This is a genomic window from Catellatospora sp. NPDC049111, from assembly GCF_040648615.1.
Lineage (GTDB): Bacteria > Actinomycetota > Actinomycetes > Mycobacteriales > Micromonosporaceae > Catellatospora > Catellatospora aurea.
In genome coordinates this window covers 306,343-331,569 of sequence record NZ_JBEZEB010000002.1, presented here as the reverse complement: position 1 = coordinate 331,569, position 25,227 = coordinate 306,343, and the positions used below count along the sequence as shown (strand labels likewise).

Below are 25,227 nucleotides of genomic sequence, written 5' to 3'. Positions count from 1 at the left end.
ATTGGTGGAGCCGCCCCGTGATCAATGCGGCACACGTGATTGTCCACGAAGGACCTCTCCCGTGTGTGTCCCCCGAACGTCGCCATGCACCACCCGAACGACCATCCGAGCAGCTCGGAGCAGTGTCACCGGCAGCCGATCCCGGCACCCGGCAGACGGGCCGGATGCCGGGTCGCTAGCGTGTTCTGCCGTGCCACCTACGCAGCGCCTGTTCGTCGCGGTCTACCCGCCCGCGCCGGCGATCACCGACCTGGCCGGGCTGGTCTCCCGCCTCGCCTTCACCCGGCCGCACCCCGAGAGCCTGTCGCTGCGCCCCGTGCCGCCCGAGCAGTGGCACGTCACCGTGGCCTTCCTCGGCGAACTCGACCCCGCCCAGCTCGACACGACCATCGCGGCGATGAGCGCCACCGCCGCGGCGACCCCGCGCGCCCCACGGCTGCGCCTGTCCGGCGGCGGCCGCTTCCCCAACGGGCGCGCGGCGGCGATCTGGGCCGGCCTGCACGGCGAGCTCGACGACCTGCACGAACTCGCGAACCGGCTGCGCGGGGCGCTGGCAGACGGGCACGTGCCCTTCGACCCGCGCCCCTACCAGCCGCACCTGACCCTGGCCCGGCCCGGCGACCGCCTCGGCCCCGACGAGCTGCGCGAGGTCCTCGACCAGCTCGGCGCGTACGCCGGACCGGTCTGGGCCGCGCCCGCCCTCGTGCTCATGCGCAGCGACCATCCGGTGAGCAACCACTACACCGAGATCTTCACCGCCCCCCTGCCCGCCTGACCCTGGGAGCCCCACGTGGAACGCGACATCCGCACCATCGACGACGTGCTGAGACTCATGGACACCCTGTTCGCGCCGGACGCGGACCGCTGGACCGCCGACGGCGGCGCGACCTGGTGGGACGGCTTCTACGCGGACCGTTCGCGGGAGGTGCCGTTCTTCGTCGCGAAGCCGGACGAGAACCTGGCCTCGTACGTCGAGCGCGGCCTGATCACCCCCGGTCGCGCCCTCGATCTGGGGTGCGGGGCGGGCCGCAACGCCGTGCACCTGGCCGGGCTGGGGTTCGAGGTCGACGCGGTGGACCTGGCCCCGGCCGCGATCGCCTGGGCACAGGACCGCGCCCGGGAGGCCTCGGTCGACGTGCGCTTCCTGTGCGGCGACGCCTTCGTGCTGGACCTGACCGGCCCGTACGACCTGATCTACGACTCGGGCTGCTTCCACCACCTGCCGCCGCACCGGCGCATCAGCTACCTGCGGCTGCTCGACCGCGCTCTCGCCCCCGGCGGCCACTTCGGCCTGAGCTGTTTCGCCGTGGGCGGCATGGGCTCCGAGGAGTCCGACGTGGACCTCTACCGCCATGGGCGGCTGCACGGCGGCCTCGCCTACACCGCGGAGTCGCTGCGCGGCATCTTCGCCGAGCTGACCGAGGTCGAGCTGCGCCGCATGCGCGACGAGCCGCAGGACTCCCCACTGTTCGGCGAGCCCTTCCTGTGGACCGCGCTGTTCCGGCGGCCCTAGGAACACGCAGGGCCGGGACCGTCACGGTCCCGGCCCTGCGTGTTTCCCGCTACTTGATCAGCTTCCAGGGGCTGCCGGACGCGGTGCTCGGCGCCTGGTTGCGGGTGTACCACTTCGCCTCGTAGACGTGGCCCTGGTACGACACCCGGTCGCCGGCGTTGTACACCGTCGTGGGCGTCCAGGCGGCGGGGCTGCCGTCGGGTGACGGCGGGGCCTGCTCCTCCCAGGGACCGTTCGGGTCGCCCGGGGCCTGGTTGCGGGTGTACCAGCGAGCGCGGAACTTCTTGTCCTGGTGGACGACGACGTCACCGCCGTTGAAGATCCGCGACGCGGTCCAGACCGTGCTGCCGTCCTCGGTCATGGCCAGTTCCTGCCACGGACCGTTCGGGTCGCCCGGCTTCTGGTTCTGCGCATACCAGGAGGCCTTGTAGACCTTGCCCTGGTAGGAGACACGATCCCCTTCCTTGTACGCCTTCGACGCGACCCACGCGGCCGGCAGGTTCACCGTCACCGTGCCGCTGCCCTGGGCGGGTTCGAGCTGGTCGCTGCCCGCGTAGGACGCGGTCAGCGGGTGGCTGCCCGCGGCGAGGCCCACCGGCAGGGTGAACGTCGCGGCGCCGTCGGTCGTGGTGACCGAGCCGCGCACCTTGTCGCCCTCACGCAGCTCGACGGTGCCGGTCACGGGCAGGCCGGCCGCGGCGACCTTGACCGTCACCTTCGCCGCCGTGCCCCAGTCCGTCGAGGCCGAGGTCACCGTCACGGACGGCTTGCCCTTGCCGGTGCGGAACACCGCGGGCTGCGCCACGGCCACGCCGTCGTCGGCGCTGCGCGCCGTGACGATCCAGGCGTACGACGTCACGGGCTTGAGCCCGGGCCAGGTCACCGTGGCGGTGCCGTTGGCGGCCACCTCGTCGGAAGCGATGACGCTCGTGGGCACGTACACCGCCAGGGAGTCGGTCGAGAACGACGTCATGCGGCTGGTCAGGTCGACGGGCAGGGTCAGGTTGTCCTCCGCGCCGTTGTAGCGCGGCTTGGTCTGGCTGCCGTCGGCGCGGATGTCGAACTCGGTCGCCCCGAAGGTGTCGAGGAACGGCGAGTACGTGTCGATGTGCATCTCGGCGTTCTTGACGTCGAACTGCATCAGCCGTAGGAAGCTCGCCCCGAACTGGAGCCGGTCGGCCGCCTTGTGGTCGGTCACCCCGTCGCCGTTGAGGTCGATGTTGCCGTTGGCGTCGACCTTGTCGGGCCACAGGCCGCTCGCGGGCACCGTGTAGAACTGGTAGTCCGCCAGCAGCTCGACGACGTCGTGCGACACCGTCACGCCGACCTTCGACTTCAGGTTGATGCCCACGCCGTGCTCGTGCCCGGCGAGGATAAGGAACACGTTCGGGTTGTTCTCGACGACGCCCTTGTAGAGGGCCGAGCCGTCCGGGTCGGAGAACGCCGCCCCGCGGCCGTCGGGGTTGGCCGACGGCTTGAGGTAGTCGTGGGACAGCAGGATCCCGTTGCGGTCCTTGTACCGCTTGAAGATCGAGTCAGCCCAGCGGGCCTCGGCCGGGGTGACCCCGTACGACAGGCCCACCGCGACGAAGTCCAGCCCACCCGCGCTGAACAGCACGTAGTTGTTCTGGTTGTCCTTGCCGGGCGTGACCGTGCCGTCGGCGTTCACGACCTCGTCCCACGCGTGGTACGACGCGCCCGCCGGCCACGACTTCGCGACACCGTAGTACCGGTCGGCGCTGAACGTCCGGCTGAACCGGGAGCCCGGTCCCGTCTCGGCGCCGAGCTGGTTGTCGTGGTTGCCCGCGATGACCTGGTTGACGACCTTGCCGTCGTCCAGGATCTTCTGGTACTCCGACGAGACCGCCAGCTCCTTCTCCACCTGCTCGTGCAGGCCCGGCCGGACCAGCGTGCCGTCGGCGTTCTTGGCCAGCGGGTCGTAGTAGTCGTTCTCGATGACGTCGCCGGTGTGCGCCGAGTACGCGATCTTGCGGCTGGCCGCGTTGTCCGCGATCCACTGCGTCTCGGCCCGGTACGCCGCCTGCCAGATGGCCTGCTCCGCCGCCGCCATCACGTCCGACGGCTCGGTCTTGCCGTCCCAGTCGTCGTACGTGCCGCCCGCCGCGCCCTCGGTGATGTACTGCGTGTCGGTGAAGTGCGAGATCGCGAAGTCGTACGTGCCCGGCTGCTCGAAGTGGTTCTTGTCGGCGGCCGCGGACGCGTCGCGCGGCGACAGGTCGTCGGCGAACGGGTCCTCACCGGTCACCAGCACGTGCACGGTCGTGCCGTCCCGGTAACCGGCGGCCAGCGGCGCGGTCAGCACTGTGCTGCGCCCGACCTGCCCGCGCGAGCTGGTGAGCACCGTCCACTTGCCGGCCGCCTTGTCCCACACCCGCAGCGCCACCAGGCGCTTCGGGTCGATGGTGCCCTCCCACCGCAGCGTCGGCGACGCCGCGGTCTCGGCGAGGGTCAGGTCGTAGCGCTGGAACACCACGTCCCGGCCGGACGGCGTGTCAACCGTCTGCCCGTCGAGCGGCCGCAGCGACTCGACCTTGACGTTCGTATCGTGCGCGACGTCGAGCGCGGTCGGCACCGCCAGCGCCTCGCCCTGGTAACCCGAGGTCGGCGTCACCACGTCGGCCTTGGTGAACGTGGCCGTCAGCGGCACGCCCTCCTCGCCGGGAATCCGCGCCGTCAGCCGCGCCGACGGCGCGTTCGGGTCGGACACCGTCGCGGTCAGCTCGGTCGGGACGTCCGGGATGCTCGCGCTGGTGAAGCGGATCTCCCGGGTGCCGGTGTTGCCGAGCGTGTCGGTCGCGGTGACGGCGATCGTGTGCGCCCCGGCCGGCAGGCCGTGGCCGATCTGGTCACCCTGCTGCACCAGCTTGCCGTCCAGCGTCATCACCGGCGTGCCTACGACGCCCGAGGCGTCCTTGACCTTGACGTTCAGCGCCACGGTCGCGACGAGCTTCTGCCCCTGCGCCGGCACGCTGCCGTCGATCTCCGGCGCGGTGTTGTCGACGGTGAACCGCCGGGTGGCGGTCTTGCCGCCGACCACGGCCGTGATGGTGTGCGCCCCGTCCGCCAGCTTCGTCGTGTCGACGTCAGCCCGCGTGCCGAGCACCGGCAGCGCCGCGCCGTCGGCGGCCGTCACCTCGAACAGCATCGCCTTGACCAGCGCACTGTTGAAGCTGCTGCCACAGGTGCCGTCACCCACGTGCACGGTCACCGGCGAACCCGCCGGGTAGCTCGCCGCGCCGATGGTCACCGTCGTCTGCGCGAGCATCCTGGTCAGCGGCGTCGCCTTCGCCCCCGCCGGGAGCAGCTCGAAGTCGCGCAGGGTGAAGTCGTCGAAGTTGTCGCAGCCGCCCGGCTTCGCGCTGCCGTGGTCGCTGCCCGCGACGAACTCCAGCACGTTGACGCCCGGCACCAGCCACTCGTTCGGGAACGAGACGTCCGCGGTCTCCTTCTCCCACACCCCGAGGTCCAGCGGGATGCCGTTGATCAGGACCTTGTTGTCGTATCCGTTGTCGGTGCCGTTGCCACCGATGAACATCCGCAGGTGCGCGTCGCCACCGCTGCCGAGCGTGCCGACGGTGCGGGCCGTCGGCGCGCCCGCGATGTCGAAGTGGAACTCGGCGTCCTTGTTCGGCCCGCAGGTCCCGTCGCCGAGCGCCAGCGACGCCGCCGTCGTCTCGGCCTTCGTCTCCGTCGTGCCCGTCGTCGTCACCAGGTACGTCGTGCCCGCCGTGACGGTGCCCGGCAGGCTCAGCGCCAGCTTCGCCGAAGCCCGGGTGACCTTGAAGTCGTCGTGGTTGGCGCAGGTCGCGCCGTTGGCGGTGCCGTTGTAGTCACCGGTCCGGACCTGGACGACGTTGTCACCGGACCGCAGGAACCGGGTCGGGAACCGCAGGCTCACGTCCTCCGCGCCCAGCGCCCCGTAGTCGCCGCCGAGGTCCACCCGGTTGCCGTTGACCAGGACGAAGTTGTGGTACTTCGCCTCGGCCGAGTTGCCCGCCTCGACGGTGAGACCGAACGTCGCGGTGCCCGCGGCGAGCGTCTCCGCGTTCTCGACCGGCTTGCCGTCGATCGCCAGCGACTCGACCGTGTCACCGCTGCCGTTCGGCAGCGCCGCGGTCACCAGCTGCGTGCCGCGCGCGAGCGCGCCGTCGGCGGGCGTCACCTTGGCCGCACCGGCCGGAGCGTTGTTGACCTCGACGGTCACGCTGGTCCGCGCGCCCGACTCCGTGGTCGCGGAGACCGTGTGCGAGCCGTTGGTCAGCTTCGTGGTGTCCAGGTCGGCGCTCAGCCCGGCGGTGCTGCCCGGCTCGCCGGAGACGACGAACGTCAGCGGCTGGCTCAGCAGGCGCTTCGAGCTGCCGCAGGTGCCGTCGCCGAAGCTGTAGCTGAACGCGTTCTGCTCGCCGTCGGCCACCACCCCGAGCAGGCCCAGGCCGATGCTGCTCAGCGCGAAGTCGTCATAGTTCGGGCAGCGCAGGCCCTCCCCGTACGGCAGCTGCTCTACCCCGACCGCGGTCGCGTTCGTGGTGTCGACCCAGTTCGCACCGGCCTTGACGGTGACCGTGTTGGTGCCCGCCCGCAGCCACGAGCCTGGGAACTCCAGCGTGCCGCGCGTGCCGCCGACGACGTCGGGGAAGTAGATCCGGTCGGCGTCGGCGGTGTGCCCGTTGACCACGAGGTAGTTGTGGTAGCGGGCCTCCGTGCCGTTGCCGCCCATGTCGAAGCTCAGGCGCGCGGTGCCCGCGGTCTTGTCGGCGTCGACCGTGACGCCGTCGACAGTGATGGAGACGACCGAGTCGTCCTCCGCGACCGGCCCCGCGTCAATCTGCACGGTGCCTTCGAGGGTCTGGCCCTCACGCAGGTCGAGGGTCGGTCCGCTGCTCGACGCCGCGGCCGGCGAACCGTCCGCGGCGACCGAGACGATCGCGGTGCCCGCACCGGCGACCAGCGCCAGCGCGAGCGCCGGCCCGAGCAGGCGTCGCCGGCTAGGGCGCAATCGGTGGATCATGAGGGGTGTCTCCTTAGGTGACATTCGTGAGCTGCACCGCTGCGACAGCGGTGACACCGACGCCGAACAACGTGATGCCGGCGGCGGCGAGAACAGGGGCCACCCGGGTGGCCAGACGCAGGACCCCGCTCGACCGGGCACCCCGGACGACCACGGAACTGCCCGCGATCGCGAGCAGGCCGACGCCGAACAGCACGACGGCCATCCCGACGCCGAACGTCATCACCAGCAGCAGCGCGAACCCGGGCCGCCCGATGAACAGCCCGGTCACCAGCACGAGGAACGCGGCCGGGGACGGCGTGAGGCCACCGGAAACCCCGAGCAGCACCAGACCGGGCCGCCTGCCGGAGCCATGACCGTGGCCGTCCACGTTGTGGGGATCGGCATCGTGGACGTGGCCGGAGTCGGCGATGTGCGCGCGGTCAGGGCCGTGCTCGTCGTCAGGGCTCTGCGCGTGGTCAAGGTCGTGCGAATGAGCGTGGCCGCGCGAATGACTGTGGCTGTGCGAGTGGCCGTGGCTGTGGCTGTGGCTGTGGCTGTGCGAATGGCCGTGGCCACGGACGTGGCGACGCACCAGGGCGAGGCCGGTGGCCAGGACGAGCAGGCCGGCGAGCAGTTGCAGCCAGCCGGTCAGCTCCTCCATGCGCAGCACGTCCGAGAGGGACAGGAACGTCCAGGCCAGGCCGATGACGAGGACCGAGACGGTGTGCATCACGGCCACCGAGCCGCCGAGCCAGGCGGCGTCGCGAATCCGGCCGCGCGACCCGATGAGGTACGCCGCAGCCAGGCTCTTGCCGTGCCCCGGAGCCACCGCGTGCACCGCGCCCGCGACGAACGCGAGCCCGAACGCGAGCGGCGGCACCCCCGGCGATTGGATGATGCTCTGCAACTGGTCCGCAATGGACGCGGTGGGTATCGCGGCAGTCATCGCGCGACCCGCCGACGGCGACGGCCCGACCAGCGCCACACCAGCAGCGCGGCGACGGCGGCGACCAGCACGCCGCCGACCACTGCCGTGATCTGGACGGCGGCGCTGCGGCCCAGGTCCGGGGCGGCCTGCGCAGGCGCGTCGCCGAGTACCCAGTCATGCGAGGCCTGGTCGGACGTGTACACCGCGCGTGCGCCGCCGGGGCCCGTGGCGAGCGTGCGGTACGCGGGGTTGAGGTCGGTCAGGGTCCGGACCGCGACCGCCACCGTGCCGACCGGTCCAGCGCACGTGTAGTCGATGGTCACGCCGGTCCGGGCCAGATCGTTCGGCGGGGCGACCGCCCCCGCACACGCCAAACCGTTGCTGGTGACCGTGATCTGCTTCAGCAGGTAGGCGGAGAACTCGGTCGACGGGCCAATCGCCGCTGCGTCGGAGTCCTGGTAGAACACCGCGCCGTCGAGCATGACCCGGTCCTGCGGGAGCAGGCCGAGCGACACCCCGAGCAGCGTCAGGTCGTCGACGCCGCCGACCTTCCAGCGCACGTGTACGACCTCGGGGCGTGCGGCGTCGGCGGCTATGGCGACGGTCTGCGGATCCCCGAACGGGTGCGCTTGCACCGGGGCGGGTGCGAGCAGGGTGGCGGTGAAGGCCGACAGTGCGAGGACGATCGTCGCGCCGCGACGCGGCCGATGTGCGTATGGGGGCAAGGGAGGACGCTCCGGATCCCTGAGGTGCTGTGGCGCGCTGGGAGCGCAACCAGCCAGGGACACTGCCGAGCGTTCGAGAACTCACCGGGTGACAGCGGTGATCTGCGGGGATCGTCCACATGAACAGTCAGTTGATCAATCACGGTGCGGAAGCGGACGGCAGCCGAGCGTGCAGAACGCTGGAGCCGGGACTCGCCCCACCGGGCTGACCCCAGCCGGGGTCGACGCGCGGACCGAAGGGGATTCGAACCCCCGGTGGGGCTTGGCACGCCAGCGGCCCCACGCGTCTTCGAACCGCCCGTGCGTGCCCGGCGTCCGGCTCTCGGCGCTGCAATAACCCGGCTCTGCCACCGGTCCGACCGCAGTATCGCCCGATCTCATCGGCAACGCATCACAGTTCCCGACGCGATGCCGACCGCGGCGACGACTGCCGCACCCTCAGCCGGTCCTGGCTCGCCGCCCGCGACGAACGCGGAGTGGTCAGTCCAGCTTCCGCACCTCGGGCGGCTCGATGCCCAGGCGCCGCAACGCGCTCGCCCGCACCGTGCAGACCCAGGAGCAACCATGGGTCCCGTCGGCGCGCCCCACCGTGTAGTGGGTGAGACGCATGTCGTCAGCGGTGAACGGGTCCCAGTCCATGCCCCACCGGAACAGTCAACGCTCCCAGGCCCGGTGCCACACCCGGGCCTTGATGCTGCTGAAGTAGAACACGGTCACCCACTCATCGGAGTCCGCTGCCATGCCGCGACCCTAACCGCGCCGGGCCGCGACGTCATTCGCATTGCGTGCTCGATGACTGGGCCGACATCCACATGCAGACGGTGGACTGCCGACACCACCCACCTCCGGCATCGACTGCGACCAGCCGCCTACCTCGACCATCAGGGCCGCGCGGAACGTCAGGCGATCTGCCGCAGGTCGTCGCCGTAGTCGAAGATGATGCGCATACGCGCGCCCAGCGCCTGGGCATACCGGCTGAGCGTCGCCACCTCGTTGACGTCGAGGTCACCGTTCTCGATCTGGCTCACCCGGCCAGGGGTGACGTTCATCAGGCGAGCCACGTCGCGTTGGGTCAGCCCGAGCCGGCGACGCTCCTCCGCAAGGTGATAGGCATGCGCCCAGGCGAGGGTACGGGCCCGCTCGTTCTCCAGCGCAGCGTCGTCGCCGTCGTGCAACTCGGCCCGCACGTCTTCCCAATCGTGGAAGTCGGTCATAGCCCCTGCCTCCTCTTCTGCTCGAACTCGAGCCACGCTCGGTAACCAGTCTCAGCCTTGGGAATCGCCTGCCTGTACCAGCCGTCCCAGTTCCCGGCCTTGTTGCCGGCGACCAACAGAACCGCCTGGGACCACGGGTCGAAGACGAACAGGATCCGAATGGACACGTCGCGGCCTGATCGTGGCCGAAGCTCTTTGAGGTTGGCCAGGAAGGAGCCTTTGAGCGTGTCGACGAGTGGTCTACCGAGCGCCGGCCCGGTCTCGGCCAGCATGTCGATCGCGACGTTGACACTGCGGTAGGAGTCGGCGTCGTCCTTGCGCAAACTCACGCAGCCACTCGCGCACCTCTGCGCTGGTACGCACGTTCCAACGGCGTTGCTCCGCAGGGCTCACAGGCGCAACTATAGCTCAAGCTATACCCCGAGATCGACGGCCATACGGTGCCATCGGCGAGCAGGCTGCGGCCTCAGCCTACTTCGGCATGCCCGACACCTTCGCCGTCCGCCGTCGCCGCCCGCCCCCGGTCGCTGAGCGGCCCGCCGTCGCCGACCGGGTGACGGCTCCGGTCGGGGGCGGCGGCCGTCGCTGGGGTGATCAGATCGTGGCGCGGCGGCGGCGCTGCTCGTACATGGCGTCGAGCGCGGCGGCGTCGACCCGGTCGAAGAACTTCCGGGTCTGCTCGTGGGAGCCGTGGGACTTGATGTCGAAGTCGCAGGCGACCCAGCGGTCCCGGATGACGTCGTCGGGCAGGAAGCCCGGTGCTCACGTCGCCGACGACCCACGCCTCGTCGCGGCCCGCCGTCTCCCAGCAGTTGTAGAGCCGGCCGTCGGCGTTGACGACGGCGCCCCGGGTGCCGCCGAAGGCAGAGCAGTACTGGCAGGCGGTGAGCGGCTTCGACAGCGGGATGTACATTCCGTGGCCGATGGCCTGGTCGTGCAGCGCGACGACCTTCTCCAGGTAGTCGTCGGTGTAGGCGACCTTGTTGTCGTAGCCCAGACCGATGTCGTCGATGAGGGCCAGGTGCAGGCTCGCCCGCTCGGCCGGCACCGCCGCGGCGAGATCCTCGACGAGCGCGCCGAGCGAATCGACGGTGCGGTGCGAGATGTTCACCCGGAAGTGCCAGCTGAGGTCGGTGGCCTCGGCGGCGTTGCGGACGTTGCGCAAAATCGTGTCGTACGTGCCCTTGCCGTTGCGGGTCACCCGGATCGTGTCGTGGTTGTGCCGAGCCCCGTCGAACGTGATCTGCACCCGCCTGAGCCCGGCGTCGGCCAGCTCGACGGCGCGGCTCCTGGTCAGCGGCACCCCATTGGTGATGATCTCGGCCTTGTGCAGGCCCAGCGGCTGCATGGCACGCAGCATGTCCAGCGCGCCGGCCGGGTTGAGCAGCGGCTCGCCGCCGAACAGCAGCAGGCTCGACTCGGTGAACCCGTAGCGGGCCATCTGCCCGCGTACGAAGTCGGCGATCCGGGTCACGTCCTCGCCGGACAGCACCGCCTTGGGCATGCGCGGCGGCGCGAACGAGCCCTCCGCCGGTAGCGCGGTGTTCTGGAAGCAGTACGAGCAGCCGAGGTTGCAGGCCGTCGCGGTGAGCACGGTGATCGCGTACGTGGTCTGCACGGGCGCGGCGAAGAAGTGCTGGTCCTCCAGCGCCACGCGGGCCTCGTCGACGAGTTCGGGCCCGTGGGCGGTCTCCCGCGCGGCGTGCCCGGGTAGGCGGGCCACGCGGTCCTCGTGCACAGCCCACCAGCCGTCCCTGCCCGCCAGCAGGCGGCCGGGCCGGTTGGCGGAAGGCATGTCGGGTGCGGCTTCGATGGTCATGGTCATGGTAGGTCCCCCGCTGGACGGTCGATGAGAGCAGACACGCCAGTGCACCGGCTTCGAACTGGCCCGAAAGGGCGGTCGTCATCCGGTGCACTGGCGCGCTGTTGGCGAAGGAGGCCGACGTGGCGACCTCCGGGAGCCGGCTCACCGGCTCCGGGGCGTCGGGCGGATCAGCCCTTGACGACGCAGCGTCGCGCTCGGCGAGCTCGAAGACCTCGATGAACATGCTATTCACCTCCCCGTGATCGTTCTTCCTTCCGGAAGAGCTGCCATCGACACTAAAGTCCACGCGAACATTTGCGCAATAGCAGTCGCGCAATAGGAGATGTACAAATTTTTTTGTGGATCTGATAGGATGGCGCCATGGCGAAGGAACCACGCGCGACCGCGGCGAAGACCACGGCGCGTATCACCGATCTCCGAACTCTGCGCGCCATCGCGCATCCGGTCCGGCTGAGGCTCTACGAGGTGCTGGCCACGGGCGGGCCGGCAACGGCATCCAAACTGTCCGCGTACGTGCCCGGCGCGCCGGGATCGCTCAGCTATCACCTCCGCCAGCTCGCGGAGCACGGCTACATCGAAGAGGCGCCCGAGCTGGGCAAGGACGGGCGCGAGCGCTGGTGGCGTGCCATCCCAGGCGGCGTGCGCTGGTCCAACGCCGACTTCGAGGGCCAGCCCGCCGGGCGCGAGGCACTCGCCTCCGCGCAGCAGGTGCTGGTCGCGCGCCAGCTCGAACGCCTGCACGCGTGGCAGGCGGCCGGGGCCGAGCAGTGGGGTCCGGACTGGGCCGGCGCCGCGGTGGCCACCGACACGGTGCTCCACCTGAGCCTGGACGAGCTGCGGGAGTTCGCCGCGGACCTGCACGCCGTGATGAACAAGTGGGGCGAGGCGTCCCGGGCGGCGACCCAGGGTGCCCGGCGCGGCGACGACACCGACCGCGAGCAGGTCTTCGTCTTCACCCACGCGTTCCCGTTCGACGACCGCCCCGGCCCGTCCCGCGGCAACCCGGCCTGACCCCGCGAAGCGGAGGACCCGTGACGACCACCCCCCGGGCCGCCACCGGCCCTGTCGACGTCCCCGAGGCGACACGGGCCGACGCGCCCCCCGCCGTGTGGCGCGACCGCGGCTTCCTGCGCTACCTCGCGGGATTCGGTCTGTCGCTGCTGGGCGACCAGGTCTGGTTCGTGGCCCTGGCCTGGGCGGCCACCCGCCTGGACAACCCCGCCCAGGCCTCGTTCGTGCTGGCCGCGGGATCGCTGCCCCGGGCGGTGCTGATCCTGTTCGGAGGCACCCTCGCCGACCGCTGGGGTGCGCTGCGGGTGACCCTCGTCAGCCAGGCGGCGCGGGTGGTCACGATGCTCGCCGCGGTGGCGCTCGCGGTCGCGGCGGAGCCGCGGCTGTGGACGCTCGCCCTCGTCGCGATGGTCTTCGGCGCCGTCGACGCCGCGCACATGCCGGCCGCCGCCGCGCTGCCGCCGCAGCTGCTCCCCCGCGACGCGCTGCCGGCCGGGCAAGGGCTGGTGCAGACCCTGGAGCGGGTCGCCACGATCGTCGGGGCCCCGGTGGGCGGGCTGATCGTCGCGTTGGGCGGGCTGAGCGCGGCCGCCGCGGCCAACGCGCTGCTGTTCGTGGCGGCGCTGGTGATCCTGCGCGCGTTGCGGCTGCGCCCGTCCGCCGACCACACCCACCCGGCCGGGCCGAGCGAGCCCGAGGGCACCTGGCGGGCGCTGCGCGGCGGCCTCGCGTACGCGATCCGCGAGCCGGTGCTCGGGCCGGTGCTGCTCGTCGTCACCGTGCTCAACCTCGCCATCGCCGCACCGCTCAACGTCGGGGTGGCCCTGCTGTCAGACGCCCGGGGCTGGCAGGCCGCAGGATTCAGCGCGATCATCGCCGGCTTCGGCACCGGGGCGACCGTCGGCGCCCTGTCGGTGGTCCGCTTCCGGCCCCGGCGGCGACCGGCCGCCGTCGGCCTGATCTGGGTGATCGCGGGCAGTCTCTGCATCGGAGCGCTGGGTTTCAGCCCCAGCCTGCTGGTCGCCGTGGGAGCCGCCGCCGCACTCGGCGTGACCTCCGGCCCCGCCTCGGCGCTGCTGCTCGGCCTGGTCCAGGCCAGAACCCACACGAGATACCTGGGCCGGGTCATGGCACTGGTGACCTTCTCCGCGCTCGGCCTCGTCCCGGTGTCCTACACGGCGTTCGGCGCGCTGGTGGAGGCCACGTCGCTGCCCGCGTCCTTCGTCATCTGCGCCGCCGCCGAGCTGTTCACCGCGCTCGCCGCGCTGGCCGTCACCCCGCTGCGCAGGGCGGCGCTGTGACGGCCGGAGGCGCGCGGTCACTCCTTGTCGAGCTCGGCGAGGGTGCGGGGGTCGGTGCAGTCGCCGTGCAGGGTGGGGCTGAGCCAGCCCGGGGCGCTGCGGCGAAAGACGCCGGGCTCGATGGCGCCCGCGCCGTCCGGGAGCAGTCCGTGCAGCTAGTTGGATCCCGGCCCCACGTGGAGCGCATAAAGATCGAGGGCGTATAGCTTCTCAGCTATACGCCCTCGACACCAGTGGTGCGCCGCCAGGGACTCGAACCCCGAACCCGCGGATTAAGAGTCCGCTGCTCTGCCAGTTGAGCTAGCGGCGCTCGTTGGCAACGGAGAGAACCTTAGCATGACGATCCGGGGGTTCTCCAATCGGTTAGCGGACTCGCGGTGCGCCTTCCCAAACCGCCCCAAACCGCCCTCCAGAACACCGCATATCACCCCACAACGACGCGCCACACCGCCCGAACCTCCCCACCACGGAGCGTCACAACCCCGCCCTGTGAGCACGCTCACGCAAAGATCATCCGTGTCGCCACGCCAGATCCCGAGATTCCGTCAGAACCGCCCACACGCCCCACCCGCCTGCGGCAATATGTGAACCGGGACATATCGGCGGTAACGGGTAGGTGGCGTCATGGGTGCACTGCGCAGGTTCGGCATCGCCGCGGCAACGGCCGCGGTCCTCGTACCACTGGGCTCCTGCGACACCGGCGACCCCGCCGGCTTCAAGCAGAACGCGGCCCCCCAACCGGCCCCACCCGCCCAGACCCTGGAACTCACCCCGGCAGCCGAACAGAAGGACCTGCCGGTCAGCACCGAGATCGGCATCACCACCGCGAACGCCTCGGTCCGCTCGGTAGCCCTGGCCGACGCCAAAGGCCGACTCCTGACCGGCCGGATGCGCCCCGACAACAGCGCCTGGATCCCGGACAAGCCCCTGGATTACAAGGGCCGCTACTCGGTCACCGTGACGGCCACCGACGGCCGCCGGGCGATCACGAAGTCGACCTCGTTCACCACGATGGCGGAGCCGCAGCGGCAGGTCGGCACGGGCATGTACCTGTTCGACGACCACACCTACGGGGTCGCGATGCCGGTCGTCGTGGAGTTCTCGGAGCAGATCCCCGAGAAGTCGCGGGCGCAGGTGGAGTCGCGGCTGTTCGTGACCACGACGCCGGCCCAGCCGGGGGTGTGGCACTGGATGAGCGGGCGGCAGGTGACCTACCGGGCGCCGGAGTACTGGAAGCCGGGCACGGTGCTCAGCGTGCGGGCGGCGCTGAAGGGCCTGCCGATGGGCGAGGGCCGGTACGGCGACGACGACCGCAAGGCCACCGCGAAGATCGCGGGCGAGAAGCTGGAGCTGATCGTCAAGAACTCGAACAAGCACATCGACGTCTTCCGCAACGGCAAGAAGGTGAAGTCGATGCCGGTGAGCCTGGGCAAGGCGAGCACGCCGTCGTCCTCCGGCACCATGGTGATCATGGACAAGCAGGAGTCCACCATCTTCGACACCACCGGCGAGCCGGGCGACCAGTACCGGGTGCAGATCCAGTACGCGCAGCGCCTGACCTGGGGCGGGGAGTTCATCCACTCGGCTCCGTGGAGCGTCGGCGACCAGGGCAACCGCAACGTGTCGCACGGCTGCCTGAACGTCTCCCCCAGCAACGCGGTCTGGCTGTTCCAGAACACGCACGTGGGCGACCCGGTGACGGTCAAGGGCACGGGGGTGAAGCTGGAACGCGGCAACGGCTTCACCGCGTGGGACCTGAGCTGGAAGGAGTTCGTCAAGGGCAGCGCGCTGCCGGTGCCGCAGGAACTGCTGGAGCCGGTACCCGCGGTGGCTCCGTCACCGTCGGTGAGCGCGTCGCCCTCGGCGGCGGTCCCGTCCCCGACAGATTCGATCAACTAGCCCGTTTTGTCACTGTATGCGTCGGTGGTCGTGCTCACTGGATGCAACGCGTAACCTTGATCGAGCGTCTTTGAGGCAGTATTGGACAAGCGCCTCGCGCACACACCCCTCGATCTTGGTGAGGAGCCTATGCCCACCCCCGATCTCCCCGCCCCCATGTCCATGACCCGGCGGCGCGCGCTCACCGCGCTCGGCCTGGCCGGTGCGGGTGTCGCCGGAGTGGCCGGCCTGGCTGCCTGCACGGGCGACAAGTCCCCGATCTGGAACGGCTCGACCGGTGACGGCGACAAGCCGGCCGAGACGCCGCCGAAGGCGACCGTCACCATCAGCGGCCCGGCCGCCGACGCCAAGAACGTCCCGGCGAGCGCGGAGATCGTGTTCGCCGCGACCGAAGCCGTGCAGACCACGGTCTCGCTGAAGGACGCCAACGGCGCCGAGGTGCCGGGCGCGATGCACCCGGACGGCGCCGGCTGGCTGCCGGAGAAGGCGCTGGCCTTCGGCGCGACGTACACGGCGACGGTGACCGCGACCGGTGACGACGGCAAGCCCGCCACCGCCACCAGCACGTTCACCACCATGGCCAAGCCGACGAAGCTGGTCGGCATCAGCAGCTTCCTCGCCGACAACGCCGTGATCGGCGTCGGCATGGTGCTGATCTTCAAGACCAGCCGGGACATCGCCAAGGCCGACCGGGCCGCGGTGCAGCGCCGGCTGATGGTGGAGACCCAGCCGCTCCAGGAAGGCATCTGGACCTGGTACACCGCCCGTGAGCTGCACTGGCGGCCGAAGACGTTCTGGCAGGCCGGCACGCAGATCAACGTGACGGTGCGGGCCGGCGGCCTGCCGATGGGCGGCGGCTACTACGGCCGCCGTGACTCGACGCTGGTCTGCAAGGTCGGGCCGGACCTCCAGCTGCGGGTCGACGACAAGACCCACAAGATGACGGTGCACAAGGACGGCAAGGTGATCAAGACGATCCCGGTCAGCCTGGGCCGTCCCACCATGCCGTCGTCCAGCGGCACGATGATCATCATCGAGAAGAAGCGGAACACCGTCTTCGACACGATGGACGCCCCGAACCCGGCCAACCGCTACCGCACCCCGGTGGAGTACGCGCAGCGGATGACCTGGGGCGGCGAGTTCATCCACGCCGCGCCGTGGTCGGTGCAGCACCAGGGCCGCCGCAACGTGTCGCACGGCTGCGTGAACGTGTCCATGGCCAACGCGGCCTGGCTGTTCGCCAACACGCTGGTCGGCACGCCGATCACGACCAAGGGCACGCCCCGCGAGCTGGACTACGGCAACGGCTGGACCGACTGGGACAAGACCTGGGAGCAGTACGTCAAGGGCAGCGCCATCCCGTACGTCCCCCCGGCCGACCCGACCCCGGACCCGTCGACCGACCCGTCCGCCACCCCGTCCCCGGCCGTCTCCGGCACCCCCAGCGCCTGACGCCCAGCCCGGCCACCACCGCCACCACCTGGCGCAACTCTTAAAGAGTCGCGCCTTCAGACCGCCTCTCGGGCCGCGACTCTTTAAGAGTTGCGGCCCGAAGCGCGTCCGGCCCGAAGGGCCGGGGGCGTGGGGGGGCGGCGGGCAAGCGAAAAGCCCCGGCGGAATCCCGCCGGGGCTTTCTCATCTGGGGTGATCGACGGGACTCGAACCCGCGACCCCCGGGACCACAACCCGGTGCTCTACCAGCTGAGCTACGACCACCATTGCACGCCGCTGACCGTGCGGCCGCGGCGACTGACCAATGATAGCCATACCCCCCGGCGCCACGTCGAGCGGGTATCGCTGTGTCCCCGACTACTTATGGCAGGACCATCGTCGCGGCGATGCGCTTGGCCTCGTCGACGTCCGGGCCGGGCTGCGGGACGAAGATCGCCTCGCGGTAGTAGCGCAGTTCGCGGATGCTCTCGCGGATGTCGGCCAGGGCCCGGTGGGCCAGGCCCTTCTCCGGCTGGCCGAAGTACACCCGGGGGTACCAGCGGCGGCACAGCTCCTTCACCGACGACACGTCGATCATGCGGTAGTGCAGGTGCGTGTCGAGGCGGGGCATGTCCCGGACGATGAAGCCGCGGTCGGTGGCGATCGAGTTGCCGCACAGCGGCGCGGTGCGCGGCTCGGTGACGTACTTGGTGATGTATTCGAGCACCATGTCCTCGGCCTGCTCGACGGTCACCGTGGAGCGGCGCACCGCCTCGGTCAGGCCCGATTTCTCGTGCATCTGCTTCACCACGTCGACCATGCCGTCGAGGGCGGCGTCGTCGGTGTGGATCACGACGTCCACCCCGTCGCCCAGCACGTTCAGGTCGGCATCGGTGACCAGGGCCGCTACCTCGATCAAGGCGTCGCTGCCCAGGTTCAGGCCGGTCATCTCACAGTCGATCCATACCAGATGGTCGGCGCTTCGCAGATCTCCCACCGGCACAGCGTACGCCGTATGGGCGCACTGTCAGTGCCGCCACTGTCGGGCCCACGGGCGTGCCCCGCCGGCCGCCTGGCGGATAGGGTGGCGACCATGTCTCAGGTCCGCACCCGCGACCCGCTCGTGCGGGTGCTCACCGTGATAGCCGTGCTCGCGCTGGCCGCCGTGGCCTTCTGGCGGCTGCGGGTGGAGCACGGCTTCTTCGACCTGAAGATCTACATGTCCGCCGTGAACTGGTGGGGCGACGGGCACGACCTCTACGACTACGCCCAGCCCGACCGGGTGCAGGGCGCGCTGTACTTCACGTACCCGCCGTTCGCGGCGCTGCTGCTGTTCCCGTTCGGGCTGCTGCCGCTGGGCGTGACCCAGGCGCTGTTCACGCTGGGCACCGTCGCCGCGGTGGTGGTGACGACGTACTGGCTGGTGGCGCCGCTGGCCCGGCGGCAGGGGTGGCCGGCCTGGTATGCGGTGGCGATCGCCGCGCCGCTGGTGCTGGTGATCGAGCCGCTGCGCGAGACGATCACGTTCGGCCAGATCAACATGCTGCTGATCCTGCTGATCATGATGGATCTGCTGGTACTGGGGCCGCGCGGCTCGAAGTGGACCGGCGTCGGCATCGGCGTGGCCACCGCGCTGAAGCTGATCCCCGGCCTGTTCATCGTGTACCTGCTGGTCACCAGGCAGTGGCGGGCGGCGTTCACGGCGATGGGCGCGGCCGCGGGCGTGACCCTGCTGGCCGCCGCGATCGCGCCGCGCGCCTCGTGGGACTTCTGGACCTCGGCCCTGTGGGACACCGCCCGGGTGGGCCGCCTGGACTACACCGGCAACCAGTCGCTGCAGGGGCTGCTGGCCCGCCTGGTCGCGCCGGAGCAGCCCGCGAAGTGGCTGTGGCTGCTGCTGGCGCTGGCGGTGCTGGCTTTCGGGATGTGGCGCGCGGCGCGGGCCGGGCTGGCCGGGGACGTGGTCACCGGGTTGGCGCTGACCGGCCTCGTGTCGGGCCTGATCAGCCCGATCACCTGGCCGCACCACCTGTACTGGTTCGTGCCGGCGATGGTGACCCTGCTCGCCGCGGCGCAGCGGGCGCGGGCCGGTCGCCGGTGGGGTTGGCTGGCCTTCGCCGCGGGCGTGTACGCCGTGTGCGTGATCGGTGTGGTCTCGCTGGTGGACTGGGGCGTGGACGCGGTGCCCACGGACACCGTGGGGCTGTTCCTGGCCCGCAACGCGTACGTCCTGCTCAGCCTGGTGCTGCTGGTCTTCCTGCCGATCAATCGACCAGGGGATTATCCCACGTCAAGGGCCATATAGCCAGTCTTGTCCGTTCTGACGGTTTTGCCGTAGCGTGAACGGCAGGGACAACGTCTCCCCCGGGACAGGTCCCCAAGTGGTGACACCGTTCCCCCGGTGAGAGCGGCCCGTACGCCGGTACGTGCGGGCCGCTCGACTTGCGCTCAGGCGCGCTGACGCGGGCGGTCCAGCCGCAACTCGCAGCCCGGCCGGGGCAGCCACACCCGCAGGAACTCCTCGGTGATCACTTCCCGGACCGGCTCCGTCGCGGGCAGCGTGCCGCGCAGCGGTGGCCACGGCAGCTCGGGCGCGGCGACGGCCCGCATCGCGGGCACGGTGACGTCGGCCGTCCTGACGCCGAGCATCGTGTCGCCGGGCATCGTGTCGCCGAGATCGATCCCGGGCACCGTGTCGGCGAGCCTGGGGTCCGGCACCGTGTCGGCGGCCTGCAGGCAGGTCGTCATCGGCGCGGCGGCCGGGCCCGTGTAGGGCGCCCCGGCCCACGGAACGGTCAGCGGCGCGCGCGTGCCCGGCTCGAACCCCTGCGACGCGGGGTCGCCCGGCCCCGGTGCCTGCGGGCTGCGCACCCCCGGCTCGGTTTCCTGCGGTGCACGCTGCCCGGGCGCGGGCAGCACGGTGACCGCGTCGGGGTCGCCGGGCAGCACCGGCCGGGTGTGGTCCGACAGCAGTGCGGTCAGCGCGCCGTCGCCGTCCGTGTCGGCCGGCGGCTCACCCGTCCGGGCCGGCCAGGACAGGGTCACGAACGCCAGGATCAGCAGCACCATGCCGAAGATGAGCAGGCCCCAGGAGGCCGAGCCGAGCCAGCTCGCGCTGAGCGCGACGTCCAGGGTGGCGGCGTCCGACGGCAGCGCGGGCTCGCCCGCCGGTGTGTCCCGCAGCACCACGACCAAGGCCAGGTGCCGGCCCCGGTCCAGCTGCGGGTTCCAGGACAGCGAGCCCAGCCCCTGCCGCAGCCAGAACCCCTGGGCCAGCGGGTCGCGCGGATCCCGGCCGGGCGCGTCCATCCGGTTGGTACGCAGCACCACCGGCCCCGTCCCGATGACGGTCTGCGCCACCTCGGTGTAGCGGATGCCCGCCAGGTACGCGGCGACCTCGTCGGGCGCGGCGACGCCGATGAACGCGGGCGTGCTCGCCGAGCTGGCCGACAGCCGCAGCGTGGTCGTGCCGACCCGCGCGTACGGAACGTCGCGCTGCAGCAGGGCGTCGAGGTCGGGCACGACCAGCACCCGGTTCGGGTCCTTCGGCGGGGCGATTGTCGCGTGGAACGCCCCGTCGGGGCTGTCGTGCCCGGACAGCCAGGCCGCTCCGCCGCCCGCGGCCAGCGCGGGCACCGCCACGAGCAGGGCCAGCAGACCGACGACAACACGGACAGCGCGCATCGGGTGACCTCCCAGGGCTCGCCGGTGGGGCGGCGAGGCTCTCCGCGCACCAATGATCGAGGCGCGCTCTCCCGGGACAACGCGGCCGGGCGCCCGGCAGATGCGGGCACCCGGCCGATGACGACCGTGCGGATGACTAGCGCACCGGCTCCTTGCGGGTACGCGCCAGCGCCAGACCGGCGAGGATCAGCGCCAAAACGCCCGCGATCAGGCCCGCCACGCCGAACCAGTCCGTGTCGCTGCCCTTGGTGTCCCCGACGGCGAGGGTGTTGTCCGTCGCCGGGGTCGCCGCCGCACCCGCCGCCGCGGGCAGCAGCGTCAGCACCGGGGCCGGGCTCTCCGGCTCCGCGCCGTCGTTGGCCGGCGGCTCGATCCAGCGCACCACCGTGCCGTCGGAGTAGGTCTGCAGCGTCTTGAAGACCATCTTGTCGACCTTGGGCAGCGGGCCCATGGACACCGGGAACTCCTGGAACTGGCCGGGCTTGACCGCCGCGTCGGGCGAGGTGGCGGTCCAGGTCAGCGTGGAGACGACCTCACTGACCGGGCTGCCGTGCACCTCGATCGGGGTGGTCAGCTTGCGCTTGGCCACGGCGACCGTCCAGCCGGGCACCGGCATCGTGGTGACCGACGCGACCGGGGCGTCCTCCGGCAGGTACACCTCGATCTTGGTGGTGTTCGTGTCGTCGGACTCGTTCGGCACCCGGAACGCCACGCGGGCGTAGCCGCCCTGCACGGCCTCCTTCGGGTTGACCGTGACGTGGGCCGACGCGGGCACAGCGACGGCCAGCAGGCCGAGCACCGTCATCGCGACCACGCCGAACCGGCGCGTCATCTTCATGCCTGGACCTTTCGTACGGCTCGGAACCGAGCGCTATGAGATCGGCACCGTCGCGGTGACCGAATCCTGATCGATCTCGGAGAGGCGAAGGGTGAAGCGCAGCTGCCAGTCTCCGGGCGTGGGCAGGGTGACCTGCCCGCTGGCGTGGTTGTCGGTGAGTTTGAGCAGCGGGAACGTGATCGGTTCGATGCCGGCCGAGGGCAGCGCCGCGGTGGCCTTCCACTCCACGACCGGCAGCGGCGAGCCGTCGGCCTTGTACGCGTACAGGTGCACCGCGTTGTCGCCGAGCTTCGCCGGGTCGACCTCCACCTGCAGCGTGTACAGCGAACTGGTCAGGGTCGAGGAGTAGATGACCGGCTGGGCGGGCAGCTGCGCGGTCTCCTGCGCGGTGCGCGCCGGGGTGGTCTGCGTCAGCGCGCCGGTGACCGCCAGCACGACGGCAGCGATGGCCAGTTCGGTGGTGACGACCCGGCGCAGCGGGTGCGGGTTGTCCGCGGCCCCGTTGTTCGTCCACCGCCGGGCGAAGAAGGCCGCGGCCAGGATCAGGCCCACCAGCACGATCTTGGCGATCATGAGCTGCCCGTACGTCGTGTCGACCAGCGCCTGCGGCGTGCCGATCTGGATCAGCCCGGACACGACGCCGGCCAGCAGCACGGTCGACACGGCCAGCGCCGCCCAGCGCGACCAGATCGGCAGGATCGCGCCCAGCTCGCGGTTGTCGGCCTGGCGCAGCAGGAAGCAGGCGAGCATGAGCAGGCCGCCCAGCCACACCGCCGCGCCGGCCAGGTGCAGCGCGTCGACGACCACCGACACCGCGGGCACCGGCGACGCGGCCGGGTGCCCGGCCAGCGGCCAGGTCAGCGCGGCCCCGGCGGCGACGGCGAGCAGCAGCACCCGGTCCACGATGCCGTCACGCCCGGCCAGCAGCGGGCGCACCAGGAACGCGGCCACCGCCAGCAGCGCCAGTCGCACCAGCAGCGCGATGCCGTACTGGCTGCCCAGCACGTCGCCGAGGTCGCCGCCGGTGACCCCGGTCAGGCTGCTGCCGGTCGAGTACGGGGCCTGCAGGTACAGGCCGGCGAGGGTGACCAGGGCGACCACGCCGAAGCCGGTCCACATGACCCGGCGGGGTCCGCGCTGGCTGAGCCGGGCCGGCCACAGCAGCGTCAGCACCAGCACCGGGCCGACCAGCAGCACCAGTCCGGCGTAGCCGATCGCTTTGGCGATCGCGATCAGGTTGCGGATCGTGGTGTCGACCTTCTCCTCGGGCAGCGCCGTCGGGGTGGCCGAGGGCGCGCCGACCGAGAAGGTGAACCCGCCCGGGATCGGGTGGCTGTCCGCCGAGATCACCCGGTAGCTGACCAGGTAGGTGCCCTTGGGGGCGTCCTCGCGCAGCCCGATGCTCAGCACGTTGCCCTCGACCGTGGGCTTGCCGCGGTCGGCCCGCTGCCCGTCCGGCCCGATGATCCGGATCTTGTCGGCGACCGGCGACACCGGCTCGCTGAACGTCAGCGTCACGTCCCGGGGCGCCTCGGGCACCACCGACCCGGCGGGCGGACTGGTGCGCAGCAGCGCCGCGTGCGCGTACGCCGGAGAGGCGGGCAGCAGCGTCAACGCCAGGAACGCCACCGCGGCCAGCAGCGCCCGCACCCGGCCGCGCCGCGCCCGCCGGCCACGTGCGCCGTGCGCGCCGCTCGCGCCGTGCGCGCCGTCCATGATCGTCGGACTTGCCTGGCATACGTGCGTATCTTGACCACTCATTCGCACAGGTGCCTGGCAAGTCGAGTGATCATGGGGCGCGGGGGTGCTGCGGGGGGCAGTCATCTGACTCACGGGGCGACCGTAACGGGGCGGGCGGGTTCGCGCGAGGTGGTGGTGCGGCTCAATGCCCAGAGCAGCCCGGCCTGCGCCAGCGCCGCCGCGTGGCCGATCTCGTGGGCCAGCGCGGTCACGCCCTCGGCGACGTCGAACGCGCTGGTCATGATCAGGCAGGCGGCGAGCACGAAGGCCACCGGCACGAACGCGCGGGCCCGGTCCGGCCGCCAGGCGGCCAGCGCGAAGCCGACCGCGAGCGCGATGTCGAACGAGGCCGCCTCCCGGCCGGTGTGCAGGTCGCCGCCGCCCGCGAACAGCACCGGCAGCGCCAGCAGAACCTGGACGACGGCGGTCGCACCGAGCGCGATCCGCAGGATCTGCCGCCGCCCCTGCGCCTGCCGCCGGGCGGCCGACGCCGCGCCGTGCCGCTCGGCCGCGACCGCGGCGAGGATCGGCGCGGTCAGGTCGGGCACCGCGACCGCCTGCACGCGCACCGCCCGGGTGAGCTGCTCGGCGGCCCGCGACCAGGTGCGGCAGTCCGCGCACCCGGCCAGGTGCCGGTCGAACACGTCCGCCGCGAGCCCGGCCTGCGCGGCCCAGGCGTCGGCCTCGCCGTCCAGCCGCGCGGACAGCCCGACGCGCACCTCGTCGCAGTTCGTCATGGGCGGGTAGTCGCCGCGCGGGGCCGTTCAGTTCCCGCCGGTGTCCCAGGACACGCGTGCCGTCACCGCCCGGAGTGGGCCCGGACGGCGGTTAGGCTTGCTCCCCGTGCCCCCCGTGCCACGAGACGACACGCTCGCGGACGACGGTGTCCCCGTCGCCCGGGATGGCGGGCGCGCGGAACCGGCCCCGATGATCGAGCTGCCGCTCGCCGCGGCCCAGGCGCGGCAGGCGGATTCCGCCGTCGACCCGGCCACCGAGTGGGCGCTGGCCGCCCGCACCGGCGACCCGGTGGCGCAGGCCGCGTTCGTGCGGTCCACCCAGGCCGAGGTATGGCGGTTCGTGGCCGCCCTGGTCGACCCGGGCAGCGCGGACGATCTCACTCAGGAGACGTATCTGCGGGCGTTCCGGGCGCTGCCCGCGTTCGAGGGGCGCTCGACGGTGCGCACCTGGCTGCTCGGCATCGCCCGGCGGACCTGCGCCGACCATCTGCGTACGGTGGTAAGGCAGCGCCGGCTGGGCGTCCGCCTGGCCGCACAGGTGCTGGTCAGCGGGCCGCATCCGGACCCGGCGGGCCAGGTCGGGGCGGCGCAGCTGCTCGACCGGCTGTCCCCGGAGCGCCGGGAGGCGTTCGTGCTGACCCAGCTGCTGGGGCTGTCGTACGAGCAGGCGGCCGCGGTGCAGGAGGTGCCGGTCGGCACGATCCGGTCCCGGGTCGCGCGTGCCCGCGCCGAACTGGTGGACGACGTCGTTAGCGCCTTAGCCGCCTGAGGCGGCGCGCGGGGGCGAAGGAGGAGAACGATGGACGAGCGCACCGGCTGGAGCAGGGCCCAGCCGTGGGTGAGCCTGCTGGTCAGGCTCGGTCTGGCCGGGATCTTCCTGGTCGCGGGCGGGCTCAAGGTCACCGACCTGGCCGCCAACGGCCGCGCCGTGAACGCGTACCAGATCATGTCGTACGACGCCGCGATGGTCGTCGGCGCGATCCAGCCCTTCGTGGAGATCGTCGTCGGCCTGCTGCTGCTGGTGGGCCTCGCCACCCGGCTGGCCGCGTGGCTGTCGGCGGGCATGATGGTCGCCTTCATCGCGGGCATCAGCTCGGCCTGGGCCCGCGGCCTGAACATCGACTGCGGGTGCTTCAGCAAGGGCGGGCAGCTGCCGCCCGGGGTGACGCCCAACTATCTTCCGGAGATCTTCCGGGATGTGGCCTTCCTCGCGATGGCCATCTTTTTGATCATCTACCCGGTCAGCCGTTTCTCCCTCGACGCACGACTGGACCGACCGTTCTCCGCCGGACTCCCGGCGGATGACGACGTGCTGGAGGAAGAAAGTGAATCGAGCGAGCACACCGCGCCCCGCCGCGAACGGGCCTGAC

The 25,227-nt window shown here is 71.6% G+C and carries 21 protein-coding genes, 3 tRNA genes and 1 pseudogene; 9 read left to right on the top strand and 16 right to left on the bottom strand.

Annotation, left to right across the window (positions count from 1 at the left end):
• The first annotated feature begins 190 nt into the window (after positions 1-190).
• Positions 191-775 carry an RNA 2',3'-cyclic phosphodiesterase gene (thpR, locus tag AB0B66_RS04085; RefSeq protein WP_360522534.1) on the top strand — a complete coding sequence of 195 codons (585 nt, stop codon included), beginning with the start codon at positions 191-193 and terminating at the stop codon, positions 773-775.
• A 15-nt stretch (positions 776-790) separates the two neighbouring features.
• Entirely contained in the window at positions 791-1,513 is a 723-nt protein-coding gene (locus AB0B66_RS04080; protein ID WP_360522531.1) for a class I SAM-dependent methyltransferase, read from the top strand.
• 49 nt (positions 1,514-1,562) lie between these two features.
• Here AB0B66_RS04080 and AB0B66_RS04075 read toward each other — a convergent pair whose 3' ends face one another.
• The 8 genes from AB0B66_RS04075 to AB0B66_RS04040 form a co-directional block, all read right to left on the bottom strand.
• Positions 1,563-6,542: a carbohydrate-binding protein gene (locus tag AB0B66_RS04075; protein WP_360522528.1), complete on the bottom strand. Its 4,980-nt coding sequence runs from the start codon at positions 6,540-6,542 to the stop codon at positions 1,563-1,565.
• A 13-nt stretch (positions 6,543-6,555) separates the two neighbouring features.
• Positions 6,556-7,470 carry a cobalt transporter gene (locus AB0B66_RS04070; protein WP_360522525.1) on the bottom strand — a complete coding sequence of 305 codons (915 nt, stop codon included), beginning with the start codon at positions 7,468-7,470 and terminating at the stop codon, positions 6,556-6,558.
• Positions 7,467-8,177 carry a hypothetical protein gene (locus tag AB0B66_RS04065; protein WP_360522522.1) on the bottom strand — a complete coding sequence of 237 codons (711 nt, stop codon included), beginning with the start codon at positions 8,175-8,177 and terminating at the stop codon, positions 7,467-7,469. Before AB0B66_RS04065 ends, AB0B66_RS04070 begins: the two co-directional genes overlap by 4 nt.
• A 229-nt stretch (positions 8,178-8,406) precedes the next feature.
• Positions 8,407-8,534 (bottom strand) — tRNA-OTHER (locus AB0B66_RS04060).
• Between the two features lie 123 nt (positions 8,535-8,657).
• A complete protein-coding gene (locus tag AB0B66_RS04055) occupies positions 8,658-8,816 on the bottom strand; it encodes a hypothetical protein (protein ID WP_360522519.1) in 159 nt (52 codons plus the stop codon).
• 260 nt (positions 8,817-9,076) lie between these two features.
• A complete protein-coding gene (locus AB0B66_RS04050; RefSeq protein ID WP_360522516.1) occupies positions 9,077-9,391 on the bottom strand; it encodes a helix-turn-helix transcriptional regulator in 315 nt (104 codons plus the stop codon).
• Positions 9,388-9,663: a type II toxin-antitoxin system RelE/ParE family toxin gene (locus AB0B66_RS04045; protein WP_360522955.1), complete on the bottom strand. Its 276-nt coding sequence runs from the start codon at positions 9,661-9,663 to the stop codon at positions 9,388-9,390. The genes AB0B66_RS04050 and AB0B66_RS04045 overlap by 4 nt, the downstream gene beginning before the upstream one ends.
• Positions 9,664-9,857: 194 nt before the next feature.
• The gene (locus AB0B66_RS04040; protein WP_360522513.1) at positions 9,858-11,216 is read right to left on the bottom strand and encodes a radical SAM protein; all 1,359 of its coding nucleotides are present in this window, start codon (positions 11,214-11,216) and stop codon (positions 9,858-9,860) included.
• Between the two features lie 360 nt (positions 11,217-11,576).
• Here AB0B66_RS04040 and AB0B66_RS04035 point away from each other — a divergent pair, with 360 nt between their 5' ends.
• Together AB0B66_RS04035 and AB0B66_RS04030 are read left to right on the top strand one after the other, a co-directional pair.
• Positions 11,577-12,227 carry a helix-turn-helix domain-containing protein gene (locus AB0B66_RS04035; RefSeq protein WP_360522510.1) on the top strand — a complete coding sequence of 217 codons (651 nt, stop codon included), beginning with the start codon at positions 11,577-11,579 and terminating at the stop codon, positions 12,225-12,227.
• A 20-nt stretch (positions 12,228-12,247) separates the two neighbouring features.
• Positions 12,248-13,528, top strand: coding sequence for an MFS transporter (locus AB0B66_RS04030; RefSeq protein ID WP_360522507.1), 1,281 nt, complete (start codon positions 12,248-12,250; stop codon positions 13,526-13,528).
• Between the two features lie 17 nt (positions 13,529-13,545).
• Here AB0B66_RS04030 and AB0B66_RS04025 read toward each other — a convergent pair.
• Positions 13,546-13,683: pseudogene (locus AB0B66_RS04025) on the bottom strand (dethiobiotin synthase); the annotation flags it as partial.
• A 79-nt stretch (positions 13,684-13,762) separates the two neighbouring features.
• Positions 13,763-13,838, bottom strand: a tRNA-Lys gene (locus tag AB0B66_RS04020).
• 314 nt (positions 13,839-14,152) lie between these two features.
• On the opposite strand from AB0B66_RS04020, the gene AB0B66_RS04015 reads away from it, so the two are divergent.
• Positions 14,153-15,427 (top strand): Ig-like domain-containing protein, encoded by a 1,275-nt coding sequence (locus AB0B66_RS04015; protein WP_360522504.1) that lies wholly within the window; start codon positions 14,153-14,155, stop codon positions 15,425-15,427.
• A 195-nt stretch (positions 15,428-15,622) separates the two neighbouring features.
• Positions 15,623-16,879 carry an Ig-like domain-containing protein gene (locus tag AB0B66_RS04010; RefSeq protein WP_360522952.1) on the top strand — a complete coding sequence of 419 codons (1,257 nt, stop codon included), beginning with the start codon at positions 15,623-15,625 and terminating at the stop codon, positions 16,877-16,879.
• A gap of 188 nt (positions 16,880-17,067) precedes the next feature.
• Here the strand turns inward: AB0B66_RS04010 and AB0B66_RS04005 are convergent.
• Both AB0B66_RS04005 and orn read right to left on the bottom strand, forming a co-directional pair.
• Positions 17,068-17,143, bottom strand: a tRNA-His gene (locus AB0B66_RS04005).
• Between the two features lie 97 nt (positions 17,144-17,240).
• Positions 17,241-17,846 (bottom strand): oligoribonuclease, encoded by a 606-nt coding sequence (orn, locus tag AB0B66_RS04000; protein ID WP_360522949.1) that lies wholly within the window; start codon positions 17,844-17,846, stop codon positions 17,241-17,243.
• A 105-nt stretch (positions 17,847-17,951) separates the two neighbouring features.
• Here orn and AB0B66_RS03995 point away from each other — a divergent pair, with 105 nt between their 5' ends.
• Positions 17,952-19,163, top strand: coding sequence for a glycosyltransferase 87 family protein (locus AB0B66_RS03995; RefSeq protein ID WP_360522501.1), 1,212 nt, complete (start codon positions 17,952-17,954; stop codon positions 19,161-19,163).
• A gap of 143 nt (positions 19,164-19,306) precedes the next feature.
• On the opposite strand, the gene AB0B66_RS03990 is transcribed toward AB0B66_RS03995, so the two are convergent.
• From AB0B66_RS03990 to AB0B66_RS03975, 4 genes are all read right to left on the bottom strand, one after another.
• A complete protein-coding gene (locus AB0B66_RS03990) occupies positions 19,307-20,542 on the bottom strand; it encodes a hypothetical protein (RefSeq protein WP_360522498.1) in 1,236 nt (411 codons plus the stop codon).
• A 136-nt stretch (positions 20,543-20,678) separates the two neighbouring features.
• Complete coding sequence (locus AB0B66_RS03985; RefSeq protein WP_360522946.1) at positions 20,679-21,374, bottom strand: YcnI family protein; 696 nt, start codon at positions 21,372-21,374, stop codon at positions 20,679-20,681.
• Positions 21,375-21,413: 39 nt separating this feature from the next.
• Complete coding sequence (locus tag AB0B66_RS03980; protein WP_360522495.1) at positions 21,414-23,096, bottom strand: copper resistance protein CopC; 1,683 nt, start codon at positions 23,094-23,096, stop codon at positions 21,414-21,416.
• A gap of 113 nt (positions 23,097-23,209) precedes the next feature.
• A complete protein-coding gene (locus tag AB0B66_RS03975; protein WP_360522492.1) occupies positions 23,210-23,857 on the bottom strand; it encodes a hypothetical protein in 648 nt (215 codons plus the stop codon).
• Between the two features lie 190 nt (positions 23,858-24,047).
• Between AB0B66_RS03975 and AB0B66_RS03970 the strand changes: the two genes are divergently transcribed.
• Positions 24,048-24,626, top strand: coding sequence for a sigma factor-like helix-turn-helix DNA-binding protein (locus AB0B66_RS03970; protein WP_360522943.1), 579 nt, complete (start codon positions 24,048-24,050; stop codon positions 24,624-24,626).
• Positions 24,627-24,656: 30 nt separating this feature from the next.
• Positions 24,657-25,226 carry a MauE/DoxX family redox-associated membrane protein gene (locus AB0B66_RS03965; protein ID WP_360522489.1) on the top strand — a complete coding sequence of 190 codons (570 nt, stop codon included), beginning with the start codon at positions 24,657-24,659 and terminating at the stop codon, positions 25,224-25,226.
• Position 25,227: the final 1 nt, after the last annotated feature.

What these genes read in the sequence shown, in the direction of transcription:
- AB0B66_RS04050 (WP_360522516.1), bottom strand. Translation starts at nt 9,391, where the DNA reads ATGACCGACTTCCACGATTGGGAAGACGTGCGGGCCGAGTTGCACGAC.
- AB0B66_RS03995 (WP_360522501.1), top strand. Translation starts at nt 17,952, where the DNA reads ATGTCTCAGGTCCGCACCCGCGACCCGCTCGTGCGGGTGCTCACCGTG.
- AB0B66_RS04040 (WP_360522513.1), bottom strand. Translation starts at nt 11,216, where the DNA reads ATGACCATGACCATCGAAGCCGCACCCGACATGCCTTCCGCCAACCGG.
- AB0B66_RS03975 (WP_360522492.1), bottom strand. Translation starts at nt 23,857, where the DNA reads ATGACGAACTGCGACGAGGTGCGCGTCGGGCTGTCCGCGCGGCTGGAC.
- AB0B66_RS04045 (WP_360522955.1), bottom strand. Translation starts at nt 9,663, where the DNA reads ATGCTGGCCGAGACCGGGCCGGCGCTCGGTAGACCACTCGTCGACACG.
- AB0B66_RS04055 (WP_360522519.1), bottom strand. Translation starts at nt 8,816, where the DNA reads ATGGACTGGGACCCGTTCACCGCTGACGACATGCGTCTCACCCACTAC.
- AB0B66_RS04075 (WP_360522528.1), bottom strand. Translation starts at nt 6,542, where the DNA reads ATGATCCACCGATTGCGCCCTAGCCGGCGACGCCTGCTCGGGCCGGCG.
- AB0B66_RS04015 (WP_360522504.1), top strand. Translation starts at nt 14,153, where the DNA reads ATGGGTGCACTGCGCAGGTTCGGCATCGCCGCGGCAACGGCCGCGGTC.
- AB0B66_RS03980 (WP_360522495.1), bottom strand. Translation starts at nt 23,096, where the DNA reads ATGGACGGCGCGCACGGCGCGAGCGGCGCGCACGGCGCACGTGGCCGG.
- AB0B66_RS03965 (WP_360522489.1), top strand. Translation starts at nt 24,657, where the DNA reads ATGGACGAGCGCACCGGCTGGAGCAGGGCCCAGCCGTGGGTGAGCCTG.
- AB0B66_RS04070 (WP_360522525.1), bottom strand. Translation starts at nt 7,470, where the DNA reads ATGACTGCCGCGATACCCACCGCGTCCATTGCGGACCAGTTGCAGAGC.
- AB0B66_RS03970 (WP_360522943.1), top strand. Translation starts at nt 24,048, where the DNA reads ATGATCGAGCTGCCGCTCGCCGCGGCCCAGGCGCGGCAGGCGGATTCC.
- AB0B66_RS03990 (WP_360522498.1), bottom strand. Translation starts at nt 20,542, where the DNA reads ATGCGCGCTGTCCGTGTTGTCGTCGGTCTGCTGGCCCTGCTCGTGGCG.
- AB0B66_RS03985 (WP_360522946.1), bottom strand. Translation starts at nt 21,374, where the DNA reads ATGACGCGCCGGTTCGGCGTGGTCGCGATGACGGTGCTCGGCCTGCTG.
- AB0B66_RS04035 (WP_360522510.1), top strand. Translation starts at nt 11,577, where the DNA reads ATGGCGAAGGAACCACGCGCGACCGCGGCGAAGACCACGGCGCGTATC.